The sequence below is a fragment of the Spirosoma flavus genome (genome assembly GCF_054778555.1).
In genome coordinates, this window is record NZ_BAAGZL010000004.1 from 476317 (window position 1) to 501730 (window position 25414).

A 25414-nucleotide genomic window follows, 5' to 3' on the forward strand; every position below is an offset into this window, starting at 1 on the left:
AACTTCTCACTGTAAACTATCAGATAAATTGACAATAACCTCAACGGTTGTGCCTTTTTTGGGTTTAGACGTAATACTTAACTCACTACCGAGCAGCCGGGCACGCGTTCGCATGTTATCCAGACCGTTAACCACTGATAACGGACGGTTACTATCCGATTTACTTTTGACGGAAAACCCTTTCCCGTTGTCAATAACTGCCAAAATCAGGCGCTTGCCCTTCTGCTGCAACGTAATACGTATCATTTGTGCTCCGGCGTATTTTATGGCGTTGTTCAGCGCTTCCTGGGCAATCCTATACAAGCCAATTTCCATAACCGGAACGTAACGCTGTGTTGGCTGGCTGCCCTCAAAAATAATGTCGATACCCGATGAACGAGCGGTTTGTTCGGCCAGAAGATGTAACGTAGCAGCCAGGCCAAAATCGCTGAGCGTCGACGGCATAAGGTTGTACGAAATCTGCCGGGTTGTCTGGATAGTTTCGTAAATCAAGTCGCAGAGTTCAGCGAAGCGGGCGCGTTGTTTTTCGTCCGCCATTGGGCCGGATTTCAGCTTCTCGGCATGTAATTTCAGACCCGTCAGCATCTGGCCGATACCATCGTGAAGCTCGCGGGCAAACCGTCGTCGTTCTTCTTCCTGACCTTCGAGCAGTGCTGCCGAACGTACCGTGTCTTCGGCCCGCTGCAATTCGTATTTTTCTTCGGTGGTACGTAGCAGTTCAGCTTGTGTATCAACGAGTTTTCGATTCGACGTAGCGAGATTCTGATTGGTGGCTTCCAGTTCGTGATTGGCAATGGCTAACTGATTATTAGTGGTTTGCAGCGCTTTTTCGGACGTAGTGAGTTTGTTAATGACGTGCCTGGTATGGCTCACCACCGGTCGAAAAATGAATAATCCTTCAATCAGCAAAACCAGCAACGTAGCACCCGTCAGCAGCCATTCGATACGTTCCAGCGTTTTCACCCGCTCAAAACTTTCGGTATCGATCTGAAACACGATGTCGTTCATCTGTTGCAGAAACGGTAGTTCATCCCGCAGAATGATACGTAACGCTTCCTGTTTTTCAGCAGACGTTTGCTGCGGTTTGCCGATACGTTCAAACGCCTTGTACATCGACTGAAAATACGGCTCAATCCTGACGAACATGCTATCCAGCCGCGCGCTTTTCCGAACGGAATACGCCTTTTCCATCATCAACGTACCATTACGTAGCTGAATGTGTGTTTGCCCCCAGCTACGTAGCAGCGAATCAAACGACGCCGTATCAACCGTTGACAAGCCTGTACTACGCATCAGGGCGAGTTTCGTGAGCCGCTGACTTAGCATCCGTTGCCGGCCTGCTACGTTCACGACCCGGCTATCGTCGTAGTGATTGCTGATGGTACGTTTGATAAACAGCAGCCCGCTCAACGACAGCACGGCAATGACGGCAAGCGCAATCATGTAAAACCGGGTCAATCGGCGGGCTACCTGCTGATCAAGCTGACTCATAAACTTCTGTATTTATCACACGCCAATGTACACAACGCCCTGTTCAACCTTAACAGGAAACGTATTGATTCGATAGCCGTCGTCGTTCAGGCAATGGCCGGTTTTGAGCGAAAAGGTTCGTTTGTGAAACGGACAGGCCACTTTCGGCTCCTCACCCTGACTGCCAATCATACCCCGGCCAAGGGCCATCTGCTGTCGATGCGGACATTCGTTGTCGGTAGCGTACCATTCGCCCCGTCGGGCAAAGTTAAAGATAGCAATTTGCCGCCCGTCGATCAGCGCACAAGCGCCCCCGTCCTGAGGAATATCCTCGACACGGCACGCGGGGTGCCAGGTTACTTTATCGGTGTTTATTTCAAGAGCTTCCATGTTTGATTTTGGTTATCAGGTTGTCATTAGGCTCCGACAGGCTCTGGCCGCTTCGGCGCGGGGCGGCCCGTGCCGTCCGATGTCGGAATTGCCGGATGGCTTGGAGTTACTTACTTGTGTTACGTAGTAAGATTGTCTCAGACGGCAAGATGCTGTCTGAGACAAATACAGGCTCCGACAGCCAGAGCCTGTCGGAGCCTACGCCCACTCCTTCGCGCGCACTTGGTCGCGCAGGGGTTCGAATTGAACGGTGGGGTCTTTTACTTCGGGGGCGTTCACAAAGTGGGTGAAGCGTCGGCGGAGGTCGGGGCTTTCAACAACTTCTTTCCACTCACAGGCATACGTATCGACAATGAGTTGCATTTCGCGTTCCAGGTCGGCGCAGATGCCCAGTACGTCGTCAACGACTACAGCTTTCAGGTACGTCATGCCGCCTTCCAGCTTGTTCAGCCATGTAGCGGTACGGGTGAGGGGATCAGCCGTTTTTACGTAGAACATCAGGAACCGGTCGAGAAACCGGACGCAGGTTTCTTTATCAACATCCGACGCCAGCAGTTGGGCGTGTTGGGGTTTGATACCACCGTTGCCGCAGACGTAGAGGTTCCAGCCTTTTTCGGTAGCAATAATGCCAAAATCTTTGCTTTGCGCTTCAGCGCACTCACGCGTGCAACCCGATACGCCCGATTTCAACTTGTGGGGTGATCGTAATCCTTTGTATCGGTTTTCCAGCTCCACAGCGAACGTAACAGAATCTTGTACACCAAAGCGACACCACGTACTACCCACGCAGCTTTTCACAGTACGTAACGATTTACCATACGCATGACCACTCTCAAAACCAGCCGCAATCAGCTCTTCCCAGATTTTCGGTAAATCGCCGACGTGCGCTCCGAACAGATCGATACGTTGCCCGCCGGTAATCTTGGTGTATAAGCCGTATTTCTGCGCGACCTGTCCTAACACAATCAGCTTTTCAGGTGTGATTTCGCCACCCGCCACGCGCGGCACCACCGAATACGTACCACCTTTCTGAATGTTGGCCAGAAACCGGTCGTTCGAGTCCTGAATTGTAGCACGGTCTTTCTTTAGAATATTTTCATTCCATAAACTCGCCAAAATGGAAGCCACGGCTGGTTTGCAAACTTCGCAGCCGTCGCCATGTCCGAACTGATTCAGCGTTTCGGTGAATGTTTTCAGGTCGTTCATTTTCACCAGATCGAGCAATTCCTGACGGGTATAGCTGAAATGTTCGCAAATGATGTTGCGGACGTAGACACCTTTCTCCTTCATCACGCCCTGAATCAGGTCTTTCACTAGCGAAGTGCAGCCTCCGCAACCGGTGCAGGCTTTGGTCGATTTTTTCAGCGCATCGACTGTCGTATGGCCATTCTCGCCGATTTCGTGGCAGAGCATCGCTTTCGTGATGGCTTCGCAGGAGCAGATGAGCGCATCGTCGGGTAGCCCCATAACGCCCGCGCCCGCTTCTTCGCCACCGCGTGAACCTAGAATAATGTCTTCTGGGTCAGGCGGCAGGATGGTTTTATTCTTGCAGGTTTGCAGAAGCATGTTGTACTGCTCGGCGTCGCCTACCAGAATACCGCCCAGCAACTCTTTCCCGTCGGCCGAAACGTTGATGCGTTTGTAAACGCCCTTCGCTTTGTTCTCGTACACGATGGTACGACAGGCTGGAGTGCGGCCGTCCGATTCACTTGCAAATGGATCGCCGAAAGAACCTACGTCAGTGCCGATCAGTTTGAGCTTAGTCGACATATCGAAAGGCTTGAATTCTTTCGTTTCGCCCATCAATTGCGACGCTACTACGTCGGCCATTTCGTAGCCGGGAGCAACCAGACCATAAATCATGTGGTGAGCCACAGCACACTCGCCAATGGCAAAAATGCTGGGATCAGACGTTTTGAGCGAGTTATCAACGAGAATACCCCCGCGAGGATGCGTGTCAAGCCCAGATGATTTAGCCAGTTCATCACGCGGACGAATACCTGCCGAAATCACCAGCATATCCACTTCCAAATGCGAGCCATCGGCAAACTGCATGCCTGTAATACAATCGTAGCCCGTAATTTCCTGCGTACTTTTCGAAAGATGAATGTTCAAACCCAGTGATTCAAGCTGGCTCTGTAAAATCCCCGAACCAGCGTCGTCAATCTGCCGGGGCATCAGCCGGGACGCAAATTCTATGACGTGCGCTTCTTCCAGACCCAAATCGAGCAGGGCTTTGGCCGCTTCCAGGCCTAGCAAACCTCCGCCCAGTACGGCACCCTTACGCGCACGACGTGCATACGATTGAATGAGTTCGAGGTCTTCGATGGTTCGGTATACGAAAACCCCGTCTTTTTCGACGCCCGCCAGCGGGGGCACAAACGCGCCCGAACCGGTAGCCATAATCAGATAGTCGTAAGGCACCACCAGACCGTGATGCGACCGCACTTCTTTACGTTCCCGGTCGATGTCAACAACGGGGTCGGTGAGATGGAGCTTGATGCCGTTTTCAGCGTACCATTCTGCCGGAGCGAGGGTTAAATCCTCGGCGGTTTTTCCCGCGAAATACGCGCTCAGGTGAACACGATCGTAGGCTACGCGTGGTTCTTCCCCAAAAACCGTCAGCGTAAAATAATGCCTGTCTTTTTGTTTGGCTACGAGTTTCTCGCAGAATTTGTAGCCCACCATGCCATTGCCAATCACAACGACACGCTTGCTGGTGTTTGTGTTCATAGTTATTAGTAACTATAACATTGTGAAAACCCTATTTTATTATTGTATTATTCTAATAATCACGCCTTTTTCCTCCCCAAAAAGACAGGTCAAAACTAAACGGTATTTTTTTTAAATCCTAACAATACATTTGTTAATAAGTCTGTTTTGAAAGATAATTATTTAAAAAAAGCTTGTTTTTAAGAATTTTCACTCTACTTTTGAAGTGAAAACAGTATATAGTTGTTTTTGACTATAATAGTACAATACCACTATTAACCTATTAACGAAAGAGTCCGATGCAGCCAAAGCTAACACTCGTGGGGGCGGGTCCCGGCGACGGCGAATTGATTACCTTAAAAGGAATCAGGGCGCTTCGGCAAGCCGACGTCGTTTTATACGACGACCTTGCCAACAATAGTTTACTGGAGTTTGCGCCCGAACAGGCGTTGACGATGTACGTAGGAAAGCGGGCTGGAAAAGCGTCGTTTTCGCAGGATGAAATCAACGGTCTGATTGTCCGGCTAGCGCAGGAACATGGGCACGTAGTACGTCTGAAAGGGGGTGACTCCTACGTATTTGGGCGTGGCTTTGAAGAATTTGCCTATGCTCGTGAACATGGGATTCCGTGCGACGTAGTGCCGGGCGTATCGAGCAGTATTGCGGTGCCGGCTTCGCAGGGAATTCCCGTTACGTGCCGGGGCGTCAGCGAGAGTTTCTGGGTCATTACCGGAACGACACGTACCGGCGAACTCTCCGACGATCTGCAACTGGCCGTTCAGTCGAAAGCGACCGTTGTGGTGCTGATGGGCATGAGTAAGCTGGAAGAAATTTGTGCGATGTACTGCCGGGCCGGACGGGCTAATGTGCCGATGGCGGTAGTGCAGAACGGGACGCGCCCTGATGAGCAGTGCGTGGTTGGTCAGGTCTGGAATATGCCTCAGTTAGTGGCGCAGCAGGGTGTGGGGGCACCCGCTGTGCTTATTATCGGCGAGGTCGTTACGTTGCATCCGTCGTATCTGGCGGAATGCCTGCGAACAGCCGGAATGACGTATTGAGTTTTCTGTTTGGACCAACCGAATCGTCGCGTAGCGACCTAATGTTTGTAGAAGTAAAAGTGTATTATAGCGTTTCCCGTCGCGTAGCGACCCAACAACAATACAGTTTGGTTAGGTCGCTACGCGACGGGAGATTACAGAGAATTCTTTCAAGCTACAAACATTTGGTCGCTACGCGACGATTCGGTGGCACGAATACACAACAGAAAACGTAAAAAAGCCGGTCCGGTGTGGGGGCACCTTTGGACCGGCTAACAGGGTTTGTCTATGCGAAAAACACAAACGTTTCAAAGAAAATGAAAAAAACAGCGTAAAGCAAATTCGTTTCTCTCACCAGTCGGGTCATACGCTTATTGAAGCGACGCTCTTCCCATTGCCTGACTTCTGCTTTTTTACGTACTAACTCGCTGATTTGGGCCGCGTTGACGTGGGTTGGGTATTCTGTGTGCTTTCTCCACCGATTTTCTTCTGTCAACCATCATTTTCGATGAAAAATCATCTTCTAATTATAACACTCTTGGCCGGGCTGACGCTTGGTTTTCAGCGGCCAGTCAACGCGCAATTTTCCTTAACTGGGCAGCTACGTACCCGTACGGAGCTACGTAACGGCGTCGGCAATTTACCCGCAAAAGATAGTCCCATGGCGGCCTTTACGTCGCAGCGGGCGCGGCTTACGTTCGGCTACAAATGGGATCGTGTTACGTTCAACGTAGCGGTTCAGGACGTACGGGTTTGGGGTCAGGATGCGTCTACCATCTCGAACGCCGACGGTAACCGACTGATGGTGCACGAAGCCTGGGCCGATCTCACGCTTCTCAACCGGGCCGATTCAACTATTGCCACGAAAACCATTGATTTCCTGTCGCTTAAAATTGGTCGGCAGGAACTGGTTTACGACGATGTCCGGCTGCTAGGCAATCTCGACTGGCTTCAACAGGGACGGCGATTTGATGCCGCTCTACTAAAAGCGCAGCACAAAGGCTGGGCGCTCGATCTTGGGGTGGGTTTTAACCAGAATACCGATGCGTTTGGCGTGGCCGGAACGTATTACACGCCCGCTAACGTACCAACCTCGGCCCTCTCGACGCAAAACGTTACGTTGTCAGTGCCAGTCGGATTTATCCCAACGAGTGGCAAAGGTGGTGCGCCAGTTGTAGCGAATGCGGTGAGTACCAACGGCCAGAATCAGCAGTTCAAGTCGTTTCAGATGGCGTATCTGACGCGCAAGTTTAAGAGCACTAAATTCTCGGCGCTGGTTTTTAAAGACGATTTCCAGAAATACCGAATTGACTCCATCGGTACGTCGACGACTGGTTACGTATATGGGCGCCGTTACGACCAGTCGGGTACCAACTCGCGCGTTACGTATGGGGCTATGCTGACCGGGCAAGCGGGTAAAACGACGCCCGTTTTGTGGCAGGTGTTCACCTACGGGCAAAGCGGTCGTGATCGAGATGGGCTTCAAATCAAAAATGCCTATCACTATGGCGGAAATGTCATGTTCCAGCGTGGCGTGTTCAGCGTTGGGCTAGGTTATGAAGTGCTGTCGGGTAATGACGATACGAGTATCAGATCAGGCGAAACCAGCCGCTTTGATCCGCTTTACGGTACGCCACACCGGCATTGGGGCTACATGGATTACTTCTACGTCGGAACGGGCTCACCAGCGGGCGGTTTGCAGGATGCTTTCCTGAAGTTCAAATACGCCGGAAAGCGCCTGACCACTACGTTCGATGTGCATTATTTCGCGCTGGCCAACACTACGTTCAACAAACTTCCCGACGTAGCACCTGCTACGCCATTGTCCTCAAAACTGGGCGTTGAATACGATCTGATTGCTACGTATGCTCTCAACAAATTCACGACGCTGGAGGGCGGCTACGCTATCATGAACGGCACTAATACGCTCGAATACACCAAACAGGGCACTATGAATCAGAAAGATAAAATCGGTACGTGGGCATACTTAATGATTAATATCCGCCCAGATTTTCTAGCATCTAAAAAGTGATGAAGGCCCCGACAGGCTCTGGCTGCTTCGGTGGTCCGATGTCGGAGTCGCGCCAGCGACTAACCCAGTAGCTACAATCCATCCGGCAATTCCAACAGCCAGAGCCTGTTGGTGCCCTAAAAAACACATACAACCATGAACCTAACGACGAATAAGCCACTCGAATCGCTTAATATTTTCAGTTTCAAAGACATACAGATGCGGACGTTCCACATTACGTGGTTCACTTTCTTTGTCTGCTTTTTCGGATGGTTTGGTCTGGCTCCACTCATGCCCGCCATCCGGGCAGACCTCGGCCTGACGAAACCACAAGTTGGCAATACCATCATCGCGGCTGTATCAGCTACCATTTTCGCCCGCCTGATTATCGGAAAACTGTGTGATACGTGGGGGCCTCGCAAAACCTATACGGCGTTGCTGGCGATTGGTTCATTGCCCGTAATGCTAGTCGGATTGGCGCATGATTACACTACGTTCCTGCTGTTCCGGCTGGCGATTGGCGTTATTGGTGCCTCGTTCGTGATTACGCAATTTCATACGTCGGTCATGTTTGCGCCGAAAATTAAAGGAACGGCTAATGCGGTGGCTGGTGGCTGGGGTAACCTTGGCGGTGGAATCACGCAGTTGGCGATGCCCGTTATCATGGCAGCTATCGTTGGGTTTGGCTACACAAAATCCGAAGCGTGGCGCTTGGCGATGATTGCGCCGGGGGGACTGATGCTTATCATGGCGTTCGTGTACTACCGTTTTACGACCGATACGCCAAACGGCAACTATGAAACTATTGAACGTACTACCGCAACAGGCGAGAAAGTAAGTTTCTGGAAAGCCTGCGCCGACATTCGTGTTTGGGCGCTGGCACTGGCCTACGCTTGTTGCTTCGGTATGGAAATCACCTTCGACGGTGTGGCTGCACTATATTTCTTCGACAACTTCAAAATGGCCGAAACTGAAGCGGGTTTCTGGGCCATGCTGTTTGGCTTCATGAACATTTTTGCCCGTGCGCTGGGCGGTATCGTGGCCGATAAAGTCGGGAATAAATACGGCATGCGCGGCAAGGGAGTTTTGCTGGCTAGTATGCTACTGCTTGAGGGACTAGGTATTATGTTGTTCTCACAGGCCGGTAGTTTGCCTATGGCCATTGCGTCGATGCTCACGTTTGCGCTCTTCCTGAAAATGTCGAATGGCGGTACGTATGCCATCGTTCCCTTTGTGAATCCGAAAGCCGTAGGTGTCATTTCGGGTGTGGTGGGCGCAGGCGGAAACGTTGGCGGGATGCTGATGGGCTTTCTGTTCAAATCCCAGTCGATTAGCTACGGACAGGCGTTCATGTACATCGGTTCCCTCGTCGCCGTCGTCGGCCTGATTCTCTTTCTCGTGAATTTCAATAAATCTGTAGTGGTCGAAGAAGTGGCCGAAACGGAATTGCAAACAGCTTAATTGAATGAATAATGTAGAATGAATAATGATTCGTAAGCCCGATCCCATTATTCATTCTGCATTGTCCATTATTCATTAAAATTATGACTCATCAAACGACCTGTTGTTATTGTGGTGTTGGCTGTGGAATCGTGGTCAAACAGGAGTCGAATGGCCGGCTGACCGTCGAGGGCGATAAGCAGCATCCGTCGAACCGGGGCATGTTGTGCTCGAAGGGCATGAACCTGCACTACACGGTCATGGACCAGTCGGATCGGCTGCTGTATCCGCAGATGCGGCTCAATCGGTCGATGCCCATGCAGCGGGTGAGTTGGGATTCGGCGTTGGACCGTACGGCCGCCGTTTTCAAAACGTTTATCGAGAAATTTGGCCCTGATTCGGTCGCGTTCTACGTATCGGGCCAGTGCCTGACGGAAGAATATTACTTGGTCAATAAGCTCATCAAAGGATTTATTGGTTCCAATAACATTGATACCAACTCGCGCTTGTGCATGAGTTCGGCAGTAGTCGGCTATAAATTGTCGCTGGGCGAAGATTCGGTACCGGTTTGTTACGACGACATCGAAGAAGCCGACCTCTTTCTGGTGCAGGGTGCTAATCCAGCTTGGTGTCATCCGATTCTCTGGCGACGTATCGAAGCCCACAAAGCTGCCAACCCCAACGTAAAAATTATCTGTGTCGACCCACGACGTACCGATACGGCTCGTTCGTCGGATTTACATCTGCCCATTCGCCCCGGCACCGATATTGTATTGAACAACGCCATCGGTCGACTGCTGATTGAAAACGGGGATATTGATCTTGGTTTCATTACCAACCATGCCGACGGTTTCACTACGTATCGCGAGCAGGTCATGCTACGTTCGATAGACGAAGCGGCTGAAATTTGTGGAGTTTCGGAAGCCGACATTCGCCAGACAGCCGATTGGATTGGCCGTTCGAAAGGCTTCCTATCGCTTTGGACAATGGGATTGAATCAGTCGGTGGTTGGCGTGAACAAGAATTTGTCACTCATTAATTTACACCTCATTACGGGACGTATCGGCAGACCCGGAAACGGTCCGTTTTCGCTCACCGGCCAGCCTAATGCGATGGGAGGCCGCGAAACTGGCGGTCTGGCGAACGTATTACCCGCCCACCGCGACGTGACGAATGCCGCTCACCGTGCCGAAGTTGAAGCCTTCTGGAACACGCCGGTACGTATCGCCGACAAACCCGGCCTCACCGCTACCGAAATGTTCGACGCGCTGAACGCCGGTACGTTAAAAGCCATCTGGATTATCAACACAAATCCAATGGTAAGTATGCCCGACGTAAATACGGTGGAAGCGGCCTTGAAAAAAGCCCGTTTTGTGGTCGTGCAGGACGTATCGAACCGCGCCGACACAGTTCAGTTTGCCGACGTAGTACTACCGGCAGCCGCCTGGCTTGAGAAAGAAGGCACGATGACCAACGCCGAGCGCCGGATTGCCTATCTTCCTAAAGTACTCGACGCGCCCGGCGAAGCCCTGCCCGACTCAGAAATCATCTGGCGATTTGCCCAGAAAATGGGTTTTGAAGCCAATTTCAATTATACCAACGTAGCAGAAGTCTATGACGAATACGCCAAAATTACCGCCGGGACCAACGTTGATATTACGGGCGTCAGTCATGAATTGCTGAAGCAGAAACGTACTGTTCAGTGGCCGTATTCGGCAGCGGGTAAAGGGCAGGGGACGAAGCGGCTGTTTACTGATAACCAGTTTTACACTGCGAATCGCCGGGCGCAGATTCATGCGTTGCCCGATGAAAATACGTCGGAGCCGACGGACAGCGATTTCCCGTTGGTGCTTACGACCGGACGTATTCGCGATCAGTGGCATACGATGACCAAAACGGGACGTGTAGCCAAACTGAATCAACATAGTCCGCAGCCATTTTTACAGATTCATCCCGACGATGCCCGTATTCGTGGTATTCAGGAAGGACAATTGGTAGAAGTACGTAGCAGACGGGGAGAGGTACGTGTAAAAGCACAACTAACCGAAGACGTACGACCTGGACTCTGTTTTTTGCCGATGCACTGGGGGAAACGACTCGGCAATAACCTCAATCGAGCTAACAACGTAACGAACGCGCTCATTGACCCTCGTTCTAAAGAGCCGGATTTTAAATTTTCGGCGGTGGACGTAGTACCGTACCGGAAACCGGTCGAGAAGATCATCATTATTGGCGCTGGTTCGGCTGGGTTGGGTTTCATTAATACGTATCGTTCGCTCCCGACTTCGGCCAACGACGAAATTCATGTCTTTTCCAAAGAGATTTATCCATTCTACAACCGCGTATTGCTTCCCGATTACATCAGCGGAGCGCAGTCGTGGGAGCAACTCGTCAAGTTGCGCGAGGAGCAGTTTGAAGAAGCTAACATCATCGTTCACAAAGGCATAGGCATTGCGCATATCGACCGAAATGCTAACGTAGTAGTCGATACGAACGGTGTAGAACATCACTACGATAAGCTGTTACTAGGTACGGGTAGTAGTGCGTTTATGCCCAAAGGAATCCCGAAGCTGCCTGGCATTTTCAACATGCGGTCAAGGCTCGACGCGGATTCACTCATGCCGTTTTTGAGTCCTCGAGCTGGCATTTCAGGTGAGCCGCATACGGTTATTGTTGGGGGTGGATTACTTGGCCTTGAACTGGCTGCGTCGCTACGTCAGATTGGCGTTCGGGTAACGGTGATTCAACGGGTAGGTCGATTTATGGAACGCCAACTTGATCCGCTGGCCAGCGAACTGCTTTATCTGGAATTAATTGACCGGGGCATCGACATTTATTTCAACGAAGAAGTTCAGACATTTCTGGGTACCGACCGTGTCGAAGGTATTACGTTAAATTCCGGTAAACGTATTGATTGTCAGGCGGTCGTTATAGCCATCGGTACCGTGCCAACTATTGATCTCGCCCGCAATGCCGGACTTGTATGCAACCGGGGCGTAGTAGTGAATGATTACATGCAAACCTCTGACCCTGACATTTTTGCGGCTGGCGAGGTGGCCCAATGGAACGGCCAAATGTGGGGTATTACGTTAGCCGCCGAGCAACAAGCCGACGTAGCAGCCCGCTACATTGCCGGTGATATTTCACAGCCGTATCGCGGAAGTCTGGCGATCAGCATTCTGAAAATGGAAGGGTTACACCTGTGCAGCATGGGCTTAACCGAAGTGCCTGTAACGGGTTCAGGAACGCCCGACCGTGATTACGAAGAAATCGTTTTCATCGACAAGGCGAAACGGTATTATAAAAAGTGTATCGTTCACCACGACAAACTGGTTGGCGCAATCCTGATTGGTGATAAAAATGAATTCGCCGAATTCCGTGAACTGATTGCCAATGGTATCGAGCTATCCGAAAAACGCCTGCAACTGCTACGTGCCAGCAAAAAAGTCGATCCGGTCGAAGGCAAGCTGGTTTGTTCGTGTAATACTGTCGGTCAAGGAAATCTGGAACGCGCCATCAAAGCGGGCTGCACTGATTTTCAACAACTCTGTCAGAAAACCGGCGCGGGCACCGGTTGCGGTTCTTGCCGGCCGGAAGTACGTAGCATTTTAGAATCAATGAGTGCCGCAACGGATGTTGAAAGAGCGAATGAGCGAAAGAGCGAAACCATCCGGTAGCCTTCGTTCTTTCACTCATTCGCTCTTTCGCTCTTTAAATCTCATGCGCGATTATTATACCCTGAAAATCAATCTTCCCGGTGGCATTGTGGCGCCGGGAGCTTTGCAGAACGTACTGACGCTGGCTTACGAAGCGGGCGTTCGAAAGGTGCGTTTCGGTGCACGTCAGCAGTTGTTGATGACGGTGCATTATGAAGATATGCGGGCGCTGGAAAAGAGCTTGAAACAGCAGTCAATTTCCTATGAAGCGAACACGGAGCAGTATCCCAACATCATCAGTTCGTATTGTGGCGAAGACGTGTTTCGGACGGGAGCGTGGCTGCGCGAGAGCGAATACCACACGATTCTCGATCAGTTTGATTATGAGCCTTGTCTAAAAATTAATCTCTCTGATTTTAGCCAGAGTTTTACGCCGTTTTTTACGGGAAATCTGAATTTTATTGCCTCGCCTGAACCGCATTTCTGGTACCTCTACGTTCGTCCGAAGCAAACCAACGTCTTGTTTCGCTGGCCCCAGTTGATTTATACAAATGATATTGGCCGACTCGCCAAAACTGTTGAAGAAGCGATGCTCGAAGGGCAATTCCTTGATGAGCATACGCTTTACAAGGCCGTTACGTCGGGGCAGTCATTTATTACGCAGCCCGCTACGCAGGAGGTCGATTTGCCAGAATTTTCGCTGCCGTACTACGAAGGTTTTAATCGATATGGTCAGCGTTCGTGGCTGGGGTTGTATCGTCGTGATGAGCAGTTTTCGATTGCTTTTCTGTTGGATGTGTGCGCCCTGTGCCTGAAAACACGTATCGGGGAAATCTGCACAACCCCTTGGAAGTCGCTCATTATTAAAGGTATCGAAGAAAAAGACCGATCAGCGTGGTCGTACGTATTGGGTAAGCACAACATCAACGTGCGTCACGCGGCTAACGAACTGGCCTGGCAGACAGAAGACCATACCGACGAAGGCGCACAACTTAAAAATTACATCGTCCGGTATTTCGAGAAGCACGATACGCGCACGTTTGGCCTATGCTTCGGTGTGCAGACTCGCCCCAAATCGGAAGTTTTCGGTTCCGTGCTGATTCGCCAGCGACCGTTGCTACGTATCGGCCAACTGGCTTTGTTCAATCGATACGATATCTATTTCACGGAGAATTTCAATCCTAACAGCCGGACGTATCACCTGTTCGAAAAAGGGTTGTTCAAATTACACGTACCCAATCAACTCCACCGCCTTTGCCGGAAATTCAACGCCCGCCGTGCCACTGAAACCAGCGAAACGATACGTCTGGAGCCGGAACGTACTGAGCCGGTGCTGGCTGACGTAGCAATAGTACACCAATGCCCGCATTGCTTTACCGTTTACGACGAACAATACGGTGACGAACGTAACAGCATTGCACCCGGCACCCCTTTTAACCAGCTTCCCGCAAATTATACCTGTCCGACTTGTGATGCGCCGAAACAGGAAATGGAGCAACGTAACGCGGCTCTGTTGCCAGTATAGTTTGTTTAACTCAACTATACTGGCAACAGAGCCGCGTTACGTTGCTCCATTTTTACCTTACAAATTCTTTAGCCACTGGCCGCGAAGCTGAAGCTGCTGCGCAGTTGCCTGTGCGTCAGGTTCGAAGCTGTATTTTTTGACCTCGTCAATTTCCTGCATCGTCGGTTTTACGGTTACCGACTGACCATTCCGAAGCACCGTTACTTCATACGCATCACCCGCTTTTAAGCTGTTGACCTGACTGCGTAGAGTAGCGAACGTGGCGGGGCTAACTGCCTGCTGATTAAAACTAACCAGTACGTCATTGTCCTGCAAACCAGCCTGACGGAGTGGTTCACTGACTTGTCTTAAACGTATCGTGTCGTTTGCTGGAACGAGTCGCATACCGAGCGAAGGAAGCTTGTTACCAGTGCTGACGGCTGGTTCGTAGCGAATACCCAATTTGCCAAAATAGTCTTTCAGCGGTAGCGGCTGAGCATCTTTAACGTAGCGATTAAAGAAGTCCGCGATTTCGGGATACGTTTTCTGCGCGAAAACAGTGAAAAACTCTTTCTCTGGAAACGGGCGATTCGGACCATACGCAGTGGCCAACTCGTTAATCACTTCCCGCAAACCGCGCTTTCCACCTGATAATTCCAGCAACCGAATATCGAGCAGCGCACCAACCAGCGCACCCCTATTGTAGATGTTGACGTACTGCCGCTGACCCTCAGGTGTATAACAAGTGAGAGCCAGTTTCGACAAACTATATGTAGTGTCTAACTGCTTGTCAACCTGCACTTTCTGACTCATTTCCTGTAAATATTCCGGCAAATCAATCAGACCACCCCGAAGCCGCATGGCGCCGTTGGCCCATTCCGTTATGCCCTCATATAGCCACAAATGCTCTGAGGGTGTGGGCGTTACGAAATTGAACTGCTGAATAAGTTCGCTGTGAATATTGAGGGGCGTTACTACGTGGAAAAACTCGTGAGCCGCAATGCTGGTAGCGCGAGCAGCCAAACGTGCCGAATAAGGTTCTTCTTTGAAGATGTACTCCGAGCTGTACGAGTGCTCCCAGGCTCCCCACGATTCATCTTCGAAATGATATAGAAAAGCGTAGCGCTTCACCGGCAACTGCTTCAGAAACTGACCGGCTGCATTGAGCATCGACTGCATCCCATCGAGCAACTGCTTCGATGTAACCTGATCCGATTTCGAATACGTATACAACTCAATAGCTGCCCCGCCAACGGTCGTTTGCGCTTTGGTCAGGCGGCCCAGCAGAATGGGTGAATCGACGATACGGTCGTAATTATCAGCCAGGTAATATCCTTTATTGTTTTTCTCCAAGGCTGTTCCAACCTCCCAGCCAGATGGATAGTTTAGCTTCACGGCTAGTGGCGCCCCCTGCATGCCCGCCGGAAAACCAAATACGCCCTGACCGTTAATTAATACGTGATCCTGCTCAATCGACGTACCACACATGCGGTAAATGACATCTTTATCGACTTTCGTATCCCATGTTTCGGCAATACTGTAGCGAATTTCACGAACCTGTTCGGGCTGCTCAATTTTCCACTGATTGGTCGATATGTGTTCGGTTTTTAGTTCTTTACCTTTCTTGTCAAATGCCTGAAAGGATTTTACAAATCGGCCGATATCCATCACCTGATACGTACCGGGAGCCGTGGCAGCGAACTGATACACAGCATTTTCGGGTTTCAGGCCATCTACGTGTAAAGTGACCTTAAAGTTATCGTCGGCGCGGTCGTTCAGGTTCACTTCATAGCTGAGCACCGATGGCGGAGCTGCCCGCAGGACTGGGGTTAACGAAAAAGCAATCAGGAAAAGGAAAAGCGTCTGTTTTTTCATGAAAATGGTATTGCTGGAAGTAAGAAGTTGTATATGCGAACGTAATCGTCGCGTAGCGACCAAAGGTTTATAGAACCAATTACTTCCAGTAACTCCCCGTCGCGTAGCGACCTAACCTTAGCTGGGTTCTGTTAGGTCGCTATGCGACGGGGGATGGGATGAAATCTCTTTTTATCTACAAACCTTTGGTCGCTACGCGACGATTGTTCGAACTCAAATAGATTTTAAGGTGTAACTACAAATTTACTAATCAATTTGGTTACGCAGCCAGTGAAATTGGATGGTAGGTGTAATACCTTGATTTGTGGATATTCGGAAAAAGTGGTATTCTTAAAACATGACCCGTCAGATCGCCGACCTCAAGCAACAAATCGAACGAATTTTACGCTGGGAGCCATCCAGTCATTGGCGCCCCCGCGATTTTGCGCAACTGAGCGAACGTATCGAACGGCACACGCAGCAGTACGTAGCGGCTCAGGAGTTACAGTTGTTCTGGCAATCAGCCGCCAATCCGTCAGCGGGATTACTTGATGCACTGGCCCGTTTCGCTGATTATGATGACTGGATGGATTTCTGCGACCGAAATTTCTATGGCAACGTAACGCCCGATGAGGAAACGCAACTGCTCCACGCGCCCATGTGGGAAATTCCGATACGTTGGGTCATTGCGATCTGCTGGTTATCGGTAATTGGTTTAATTGTGGTCGCGGCCTTACTGATCTGGAAACGATAAACGATTAGGGCGCGTCCATCGTTATTAATTAAATGAAAACTGCACTGTCGATTCTCAGAGCAACGTAGTGATAATCAGAGTCTGTTGCCGCTTATCAATTACTCCTCGTAAATCGCAGGTAAGTCAATAACTTCGTCCCAATCATCAATTTCTTTAAACCACTAATGGTACGTTTCCCGCTCTTTTTGAGTCTGTTAGCGAGTGCTACGTTCGTATGGGCGCAGCCTGTTCCTAAACCGAAAACAACGGCTTCAAAAGCCGCTCCCAGTGCCCTTAATCTAACTACTCCTATTCCTGTCGATCCAGCTGTTAAGGTTGGGAAATTGCCGAATGGCCTGACGTACTACATCCGCAAAAATGTGGAGCCGAAAAATCGCGCCGAACTGCGGCTGGTGATTCGGGCGGGTTCGGTGCTGGAAAACGATAATCAGCAAGGTTTGGCCCACTTCATGGAACACATGGAGTTCAACGGCACCAAAAATTTTCCAAAAAACGAACTGGTCAATTTTCTGCAAACGGCTGGCGTTCGCTTCGGCGCCGATCTGAATGCGTATACAGGGTTTGATGAAACGGTCTATCAGTTACCCGTTCCAACCGATTCGGTCAAACTGTTTCGGGAAGCTTTTCAGATTCTGGAAGACTGGGCACATAACGCAACCATCGACCCCACTGAAGTAGACAAGGAGCGGGGCGTTGTGCTGGAAGAACGTCGGCTTGGGCGCGGGGCTGGTCAGCGGATGCGCGATCAGTATTTTCCGGCTTTGCTGAATAATTCACAATATTCAAAACGGCTTCCCATCGGTACTGAACAGGTGCTTACTACGTTCCGGCCCGAGACATTACGTGAATTTTATAAAGACTGGTATCGCCCTGATCTGATGGCCGTTATCGCCGTTGGCGATTTCGATACAAAAGAGGTCGAAGATATCATTCGGGAGAAATTCAGCCGGATTCCGGCCGTGAAAAATCCGAAGCCACGTACCGACTTTGAAATCCCGGCGCACAAGGATACAAAAGTTGTTATTGTAACCGATCCCGAGCAGCCGAATACGGTGATTCAGGTGATTTACAAGCGTCCTGAAATCAAGGAGAAAAACTTGAATGACCTTCGTGAGAGTATCAAACGAGGTTTTTTTAATACCATGCTGGGCAACCGGATTCAGGAGTTGACCCAACGCGCCGATCCGCCGTTTTTGGGTGGGTACAGCAATTACAGCGATTTCCTGGGTAATCTTGACGCCTTTACGTCGATTGCCGTGGCGAAGGAAGGCAACGTAGAGAAAGCCATTCGGGCCGTGCTGGACGAAAATGCGCGCGTGAAACAGTTTGGCTTTACGGCTACCGAACTGGCGCGGGCGAAGCAGGAATTCATGACCAACGTAGAGCAGGCCTACAGCGAACGTAATAAAACCCGTTCGTCCAGCTACGTGAACGAATATGTCCAGAATTTTACGGATAAAGAGCCGTACACGAGTATCGAGTTTTACTACAATTTCCTGAAAAAAGTGCAGGACGGCATCAAGGTAGACGAGGTAAACGCGCTGGTTGATCTATTCATTCACAACGACAACCGGGCTGTGATCGTCATGGCGCCCGAAAAAGACAAAGCCAAACTCCCGACCAAAGAGCAGATTTTGACATTTATTGATGAATCGGGCAAGGGATTGTCGGCCTACGAAGACAAAACACTCAGTAGTCCACTACTTGCAAAAATGCCGACGGGTTCGCCAGTTGTGGATGCTAAGAAAATCAACGACATCGGCGTAACGGAATGGAAGTTGAAAAATGGCGTGCGCGTCATTCTGAAACCCACCGATTTTAAAAACGACCAGATTTTGTTTTCGGCCAATAGCCTTGGTGGTACGTCGCTGTATGATTTAAAGGATTTTCAGTCGGCACGTTTTTCTTCTACGTTGACGGCGATGGGTGGTACGGGCGAGTACAGTCAGATTCAGTTGGGTAAGTTTTTGTCGGGCAAGCAGGTAAGCGTTTATCCGTATATTGGCGAATTGAGTGAAGGCATCAATGGGAGCGCGGCTCCTAAAGATTTGGAAACCGCTTTTCAGTTGATTTACAGCTATTTCACGCAACCTCGTAAAGACGCCGACGTAGTGAAAGGTTTTTTATCGAACCAACGTAGCGGTCTGCAAAACCAGATCAATACACCAACCCCCGCCAAAGTATTTCAGGATACGGTAGCCGTTACGTTGGGTAATAACAACCCGCGTCGGCAACCACTCAAACCAGACGATCTCGACAAAATTGACCTTGACAAGGCGCTGAAAATCTACGAAGAACGTTTTTCTAACGGTGGTGATTTTACGTTCTTTTTCGTCGGCAATTTCAAGGAAGACCAACTTAAACCATTGGTAGAAAAATATCTGGGGGGATTGCCATCTTCCGACAAAACCGAGAAATTCAAAGACCTTGAAATTCGTGCGCCAAAAGGCCAAATTAGTAAAACCGTGTATCGGGGACTTGATCCGAAAGCGTCGGTGCAGTTAGTTTATAGCGGAGATATTACGTGGTCGCCGGATGTCGCTACGCAACTCGATGCCCTGAGTGAAGTGCTGGAAATCAAACTGTTAGAGAAACTTCGGGAGGAAGAAGGGGGTGTTTATGGCGTTGGGGCCAATGCCGCTTATGCGAAATACCCGGTTCCGCGTTATACGTTCCGCATCAGTTTCGGTTGCTCGCCCGACAACGTTGAGAAACTGATTGCCAAAACGCAGGAGTTAATCAACGACTTGAAGCAGAAAGGCGCGGCTCCCACCGATATTGCCAAATTCAAAGCCGAAACCCGTCGCGAAACTGAAGTACAGCTGAAAGACAATCAGTTCTGGCTCGGCTACCTGCAAAATCAATACTACAACGGCGACGCTCCCGACGAAGTCCTGCACGAAAAAGAGCAGTTAGACAAGGTGACCGTCGAAAGCACGAAAGCGGCCGCCAACACATATTTCGGCTCGAATTACATTCGACTGGTATTGATGCCTGAGAAGAAGTAGTAAAAACTTTCTTGGCCAAGCCGCTACGGCGGACCGTTCCAGCTTGGCCCAAACACGTAATAGCCCGATCAGGAAATTTCTGGTTGGGCTATTGATTTTCAGGTTGGAACGTATCGTTGATGGGCCAAAAAAAGGAAATAATACGTAATGATTTGGCGGAGTTTTTGCTGCATTTTCTAGTAGTAAAATAACCTTCCTGAATCCATCTATGCCATTTCGCTACCTACTTCTCGTACTGGGATTTGTTTACGCTACGTCGGTCTTTGCAGATTGTAGAGGTCCGGAATCATTAGCTGCGGCCGATGTTACGTATCAGTCGGCTACGTTAACGTGGAGTTATTTTAGTGGTGATCCTTCATACAAGTTTCAGGTTCAGTGGCGAGCTGCTGGAAGTACAGGATGGACAATCTCGCCGGTATTGACTGCATACTCAACCAGCCTGACAAACCTGACTAATAACACGACGTATGAATGGCGTGCGCGTACAATTTGTGCTGTGGGCGATACGTCGGTTTTCATAAACGGAATACCTTTTCAGACAAAATGCGCGACTCCCTACCCAAGCAACGTAACAAATATTACCCATCAGTCGGCGCAGTTAAGCTGGCATCAGCCCGTAAGCGGTGCCACATCTGAAGTGCATTGGAAAGCGGCTGGCGATCTTAACTGGACCATCGTCAGTGGCTTGACAACCGACTTTCTCAACCTGGCGGGGCTGCCCGAAGAAACATCGTTCGAATGGAAAGTTCGAACTATTTGTTCAGCTACGGAGAATTCTGATTTTCTGATTGGTAGCTCATTCCGCACACGTTGCCTGCCGCCAGCCAATGCCCGTGCGAAGGCAATTAATCCTGACGCCGTAGAATTAGCCTGGGATAACCCCAAGACCAACGTATCATTTGATCTTCAATGGCGACGCGCCGGAAGCTCAGCCTGGACGGTGGTAGAAAATATCAGGTCGGCGGAGTACACACTAACAGGATTAGAGAATTCCACTACGTATGAATGGCAGGTACGTACGGCTTGCTCGTCGACGGACAAATCGGCTTTTACCGATGTACAATTAGTGCAGACTAGCTGCCCGTTGCCTACAGATGTATTGACACGATCTGTAAGCTATAATTCGGCTGTGCTGGAATGGAAAACGTTTGCTGGTGAGCTACAGTGGCGAGCTGCCGGAACTGCTGCATGGAACGTTGTTTCGAATGCACAATCTCCATATAGCCTTACTGGTCTGATAAACAATACTACGTATGAATGGCGGGTGCGAACGGTTTGCTCGTCGTCGGTGTCATCGGCCTTTACACCAACGCAATTGATAACGACGCGATGCGCAGCTCCGACGTATACGTTTACCAGTGCATCACAATCCAACGGCCTATACCTTACCTGGGATTCGCCTATCACTAGTTTATCCGAAATTCAGTGGCGAATTGTAGGCACAACCAGTTGGTCGTCGGTGACCGGCATTGCCGGAAATAGCTACCTCTTGACCGGCCTACAGGTTGGAGCGACGTATGAGTGGCGCGTGCGAAGTCAGTGTTCGGCTACCGAGTATTCTAATTTCCTGATGGCGCAACCCTATACGGTATATTGCCTTGCGCCTGGCTCTCTTCGGACGGAGAATGCGACGAGAACAGCCATTGATCTTGTGTGGGATTCGCAGGGAGGGGCAACAACTTATGAAGTTCAATGGCGACCTGCTGGAGCAGCTAATTGGTCGATCGTGCCGGGTATTGCGGCAACTCGCTATAAGTTGACCGAATTACAACTGGGTACGACGTATGAATGGCGGGTCCGGAGCGTATGTTCGAGTACTGCCATGTCGGAATTTACATTTACCCAGTCGTTCTCTTTACAATGCGCCAATCCATCATATCTATCCGTAATTGCTGTAGACATTTCGTCGGCTGTAGTTGGTTGGTTTGCGTTCGAAGGTCAGTCTCTTTATGAGCTACAGTATCGTATACAGGGAACAACTGACTGGACATCGATAAACAGTCTGACTACCACGGCCGTATCACTGACCGGATTGGCTAATAATACAACCCACGAGTGGCGGGTAGGCTCCGGTTGCTCCATAGATTTTTCGCCGGTGCAGACATTTAAAACGCAATGCGTTACACCAGTAAATCCTGTAGTGTCGACTATCAATTTCAATGCGGTACGGCTGGAGTGGCAAAGTAGTAAAAACAAGCTGACTGAGATTCAGTACCGTGAAACAGGCGCGGCTACTTGGATCAGTATTGTTACAAAGGGGAATGAACCAATTGTTGAAGATGGTAACTGGTATTCAAACCAAAGCTATTCGCTTTATAATCTACCGATTGGCAAAACGTATGAATGGCGGATTAGAACGCAGTGTGCTACGTCGATTTATTCAGATTTTGTGAATGGGCAGCCCTTCGACTCTAACTGTTCAGCGCCAGTGCCTTTTAATGCTGTTCAGCAATCGACTACATCGTTAAGGATTTTTTGGTATGCGTCTGCCTTACCTACCGAATATGGTTTGCAGTGGCGTTCTGTCGGAAGCTCCGTTTGGAACGACGTGAATGGAATTACGGGGAATAGCTATGACCTGACAAATCTGACAACCGGCCTGAGTTATGAATATCGGCTTCGGCAAACGTGTTCAGCGGGTGTAGTTTCCGATTATTCATCGACTTTCACTGCTACGTTAGGATGTTATGCCAACTACGTTCCGGCTCAGACTTTATTACCGAATTTCGCTGTACGATTACATTTTGACTGGTCGACTAGCGTCTATAATGCTGATCTTGTAAGCGAATTGCAATACAGAAATAACCCATCTGGTGCCTGGACTACGATTTCTGGAATTATTGGTACGACGTATTCGCTCACCGGCTTAACGCCAAATACCACGTATGAGTGGCGAGTAAGAAAGCAATGTTCGCCCGCTGTTTTCACTGATTTCTCTGCTACGTCGTCGTTTGTCTGGACCTGCTCCTCACCTCAGCCAATAGGCTCCTCGGTGAATGCCAATTCCGCTACGTTACGGTGGCGAAATTATTCACAATACATGCCTTCGAACGTAGTACAATGGCGGGTAGTAGGTACAACGAACTGGTCGAGCGTAACGGTGCCGGGCGAAAGACTTGAGATGACATACGCTCTAACCGGGCTAACAAACAATACTGTTTACGAATGGCGGGTGGCTACTAGCTGTGGTGACGGCATTTTGTCGGACTTTTCAGCGCCGGTATCCTTTCAAACCGCCTGTCCAGCAGTTACCTATGTAGGGTACTCTTATCCGGGGTATAACACGGCGCAGGTTAACTGGCCAGCTGTAAACCTGTCGGCAGGCCAAACCTATACCGTTCAATACCGAATTGTTGGCCGGGTAATCTGGTCGGAGCTGACGGGTATTACGTCGGGAAATGCCTTGCTGACCGGTTTGGCTGGTAATGCGAATTATGAATGGCGCGTAAAAACCCAATGTGGAGAAGGTGGAACTGCGCTGTTTTCACAAATTGGTACGTTTATAACGCAATGCCAAAATCCAGCGAATGTCAACGTCTCCAACCTTACCTCCAGCTCATTCTTACTAAGCTGGACGAATAGAGTTGATAATACAGCGGTAAATTTATTGGTACGTTCCCGGGCCGAAAATGGCTCCTGGGTTAACATGATTACTGTCAATGGACTCACTAATTCCGCGTATCTAGTGAAGAACCTGAACCCGGGCACTACTTACGATTTTCAGGTTCGGGGAGTCTGTGACGTCAACACACTGGCTGATAATCCTGGGTTTTCGAATCCAATAACTACTCCTGGTAGTGCGTCGGCTCTCAATATACGAGTGGATAGTATGTCTTATCAGACAGTCCGACTCAACTGGTCGGATGGGCCTGAAGCTACTAACTACGTTCTGCAATGGCGAACACGTAACGGAAGCTGGAACTCAACGGGTTCTCTGTCAACAAAGCGATATTTACTAACGGATTTAACGCCAAACACGACCTATGACGTTCGGGTTAGCTACGTTGATAACGCTGGCGTAGCGCATGAAGCAAGCACCAGTTTTACCACGACGTGTTTGTACCCATCTAATCTATCAACCGCTCAAATTCGGTCGAACTCGGCTCGGTTAAATTGGGTTGCCCTCGGCTGGCCAGTTACGATACAATGGCGAGTAGCGGGTGCTACTGACTGGCAATCAGTAACGGGTATAACCAGCAATACCTATTCATTAACTGGCCTGACCAATTATACGATCTATGAATGGCGGGTAGTGACCAAGTGCTCAGACAACGTAATGAATGCTTCTCCAATCGCTCTATTCAGAACGATTTGTCAGATGCCATACGCTACCGAAACACGTAACGAAACTCCTCAGGCTGCTCAACTTAGCTGGGCTGGTTCGGGACCAATCTACTCGATACGCTACCGGGTCGTTGGCGAAACTGCCTGGACGGCGATTTCCGGAATAACGAGTACTACGTATGCACTCACCGGCTTAACGAACAATACGGATTATGAATGGGCCGTCGCCACTGTTTGCGAGCCGACTACATCCACCCTTTACACCAGCCCAACACGCTTCAAAACGCAGTGTAAACCTCCGACCAATCTGCGCAGCGCTGGTGGAAAACCCAATCGGACTTATTTGATATGGGATGGGGGCGAACCGACGTATCAGGTCGAATGGAGACCGGTGGGAAGCAATTCCTGGACGACAATCCCGGCTGCTACGTCCCCGTATTTATTGACAGGGCTTACCAACAATACGACGTATGAGTGGCGGGTGCGTGGGGGCTGCTCAGATAGTCCTAGCGTTCCAGCAGAGTTTCTGGTGCAATGCTATTATGGTGGCTATGAATATAAATATCAGCCAGATGTAACAGCTACTTCCGCTCAACTCAGTTGGTCTTCCGATAATTATCCTCTTTATGTCCTACGCTGGCGAAAGCTGGGCAATTCAAACTGGACGACTGTAACGGACATTACTACGTTGCCATACAAGCTGACTGGATTAACAAATAATACGATTTACGAATGGCAGATACGTAGCGATTGCCAGGCTGACTTCGGTACGTCGGATTTTTTCCTGACGCGCTGTAGTTCACCCAGTCGACTATGGACGGAAGACCTAACTACTACGTCCGTTCGGCTCCGCTGGAATGACTCTGGCGACGGAGTTGGGTATCAGCTCCGGTGGCGGGCCGTTGGTAATTCGGAATGGAACACGATTTCCAATAGTACCGAAACTCAATTTCTGCTCACTGGTCTGACGAATAATACGTCGTATGAGTGGCAGGTTAGTTCTCAGTGTGGTGATGAAAGCAACTTTCAGCTAACGACTTCTTTTAAAACCGTAAACAATTGCCCTTTCGGTTTGTATACGCTACGTGATGGTTCTTGGAACGACCCGACAATTTGGTCATGTGGTCGCGTACCAGATTTAATAGATTTAGTGGAACTCAACCACGCGATCTCTGTGCCAATGAATTATACGGCAAAAGCACTAACGATACGTTATGGCACTGGTGCCCGAATTACGTTTGGAAGCGGTGCTACCTTGCGGTTAAAACAGTGATTTTACGAATGCCATTACTTA

At 49.9% G+C, this 25414-nt stretch carries 12 protein-coding genes; 8 read left to right on the forward strand and 4 right to left on the reverse strand.

Translation table 11 applies throughout. From position 1 onward, the window contains the following. Positions 1 to 6: 6 nt before the first annotated feature. From ACYVF1_RS22290 to nirB, 3 genes are all read right to left on the reverse strand, one after another. The gene (locus ACYVF1_RS22290; protein ID WP_461083003.1) at positions 7 to 1491 is read right to left on the reverse strand and encodes an ATP-binding protein; all 1485 of its coding nucleotides are present in this window, start codon (positions 1489 to 1491) and stop codon (positions 7 to 9) included. A 15-nt stretch (positions 1492 to 1506) separates the two neighbouring features. Continuing rightward, positions 1507 to 1860, reverse strand: a complete 354-nt coding sequence (gene nirD, locus ACYVF1_RS22295; protein ID WP_461083005.1) for a nitrite reductase small subunit NirD — start codon at positions 1858 to 1860, stop codon at positions 1507 to 1509. Between the two features lie 198 nt (positions 1861 to 2058). Then, the gene (gene nirB / locus ACYVF1_RS22300) at positions 2059 to 4593 is read right to left on the reverse strand and encodes a nitrite reductase large subunit NirB (RefSeq protein ID WP_461083007.1); all 2535 of its coding nucleotides are present in this window, start codon (positions 4591 to 4593) and stop codon (positions 2059 to 2061) included. Positions 4594 to 4871: 278 nt separating this feature from the next. Between nirB and cobA the strand changes: the two genes are divergently transcribed. The 5 genes from cobA to ACYVF1_RS22325 all read left to right on the forward strand — a co-directional run bounded on the left by cobA (position 4872) and on the right by ACYVF1_RS22325 (position 14241). Further along, on the forward strand, positions 4872 to 5630 hold the full coding sequence (cobA, locus tag ACYVF1_RS22305; RefSeq protein ID WP_461083009.1) for a uroporphyrinogen-III C-methyltransferase: 759 nt from the start codon (positions 4872 to 4874) through the stop codon (positions 5628 to 5630). 487 nt (positions 5631 to 6117) lie between these two features. Next, the gene (locus tag ACYVF1_RS22310) at positions 6118 to 7641 is read left to right on the forward strand and encodes an alginate export family protein (RefSeq protein ID WP_461083011.1); all 1524 of its coding nucleotides are present in this window, start codon (positions 6118 to 6120) and stop codon (positions 7639 to 7641) included. A gap of 135 nt (positions 7642 to 7776) precedes the next feature. After that, positions 7777 to 9081 (forward strand): NarK family nitrate/nitrite MFS transporter, encoded by a 1305-nt coding sequence (locus ACYVF1_RS22315; protein WP_461083012.1) that lies wholly within the window; start codon positions 7777 to 7779, stop codon positions 9079 to 9081. 83 nt (positions 9082 to 9164) lie between these two features. Next, a complete protein-coding gene (locus ACYVF1_RS22320; protein WP_461083014.1) occupies positions 9165 to 12737 on the forward strand; it encodes a molybdopterin-dependent oxidoreductase in 3573 nt (1190 codons plus the stop codon). Positions 12738 to 12780: 43 nt separating this feature from the next. Further along, complete coding sequence (locus ACYVF1_RS22325) at positions 12781 to 14241, forward strand: rubredoxin (protein WP_461083016.1); 1461 nt, start codon at positions 12781 to 12783, stop codon at positions 14239 to 14241. A 57-nt stretch (positions 14242 to 14298) separates the two neighbouring features. On the opposite strand, the gene ACYVF1_RS22330 is transcribed toward ACYVF1_RS22325, so the two are convergent. After that, on the reverse strand, positions 14299 to 16095 hold the full coding sequence (locus tag ACYVF1_RS22330; RefSeq protein WP_461083018.1) for a M61 family metallopeptidase: 1797 nt from the start codon (positions 16093 to 16095) through the stop codon (positions 14299 to 14301). Positions 16096 to 16432: 337 nt separating this feature from the next. On the opposite strand from ACYVF1_RS22330, the gene ACYVF1_RS22335 reads away from it, so the two are divergent. From ACYVF1_RS22335 to ACYVF1_RS22345, 3 genes are all read left to right on the forward strand, one after another. Continuing rightward, the gene (locus ACYVF1_RS22335; protein WP_461083019.1) at positions 16433 to 16828 is read left to right on the forward strand and encodes a hypothetical protein; all 396 of its coding nucleotides are present in this window, start codon (positions 16433 to 16435) and stop codon (positions 16826 to 16828) included. Positions 16829 to 16992: 164 nt separating this feature from the next. Continuing rightward, positions 16993 to 19836: a M16 family metallopeptidase gene (locus ACYVF1_RS22340; protein ID WP_461083021.1), complete on the forward strand. Its 2844-nt coding sequence runs from the start codon at positions 16993 to 16995 to the stop codon at positions 19834 to 19836. Between the two features lie 208 nt (positions 19837 to 20044). Beyond that, on the forward strand, positions 20045 to 25393 hold the full coding sequence (locus ACYVF1_RS22345) for a fibronectin type III domain-containing protein (protein WP_461083023.1): 5349 nt from the start codon (positions 20045 to 20047) through the stop codon (positions 25391 to 25393). Positions 25394 to 25414 lie beyond the last annotated feature (21 nt).

Coding starts and splice junctions, on each gene's coding strand:
- ACYVF1_RS22310 (WP_461083011.1), top strand. CDS start 6,118: ATGAAAAATCATCTTCTAATTATAACACTCTTGGCCGGGCTGACGCTT.
- nirD (WP_461083005.1), bottom strand. CDS start 1,860: ATGGAAGCTCTTGAAATAAACACCGATAAAGTAACCTGGCACCCCGCG.
- ACYVF1_RS22345 (WP_461083023.1), top strand. CDS start 20,045: ATGCCATTTCGCTACCTACTTCTCGTACTGGGATTTGTTTACGCTACG.
- ACYVF1_RS22330 (WP_461083018.1), bottom strand. CDS start 16,095: ATGAAAAAACAGACGCTTTTCCTTTTCCTGATTGCTTTTTCGTTAACC.
- cobA (WP_461083009.1), top strand. CDS start 4,872: ATGCAGCCAAAGCTAACACTCGTGGGGGCGGGTCCCGGCGACGGCGAA.
- ACYVF1_RS22335 (WP_461083019.1), top strand. CDS start 16,433: ATGACCCGTCAGATCGCCGACCTCAAGCAACAAATCGAACGAATTTTA.
- nirB (WP_461083007.1), bottom strand. CDS start 4,593: ATGAACACAAACACCAGCAAGCGTGTCGTTGTGATTGGCAATGGCATG.
- ACYVF1_RS22290 (WP_461083003.1), bottom strand. CDS start 1,491: ATGAGTCAGCTTGATCAGCAGGTAGCCCGCCGATTGACCCGGTTTTAC.
- ACYVF1_RS22315 (WP_461083012.1), top strand. CDS start 7,777: ATGAACCTAACGACGAATAAGCCACTCGAATCGCTTAATATTTTCAGT.
- ACYVF1_RS22320 (WP_461083014.1), top strand. CDS start 9,165: ATGACTCATCAAACGACCTGTTGTTATTGTGGTGTTGGCTGTGGAATC.
- ACYVF1_RS22325 (WP_461083016.1), top strand. CDS start 12,781: ATGCGCGATTATTATACCCTGAAAATCAATCTTCCCGGTGGCATTGTG.
- ACYVF1_RS22340 (WP_461083021.1), top strand. CDS start 16,993: ATGGTACGTTTCCCGCTCTTTTTGAGTCTGTTAGCGAGTGCTACGTTC.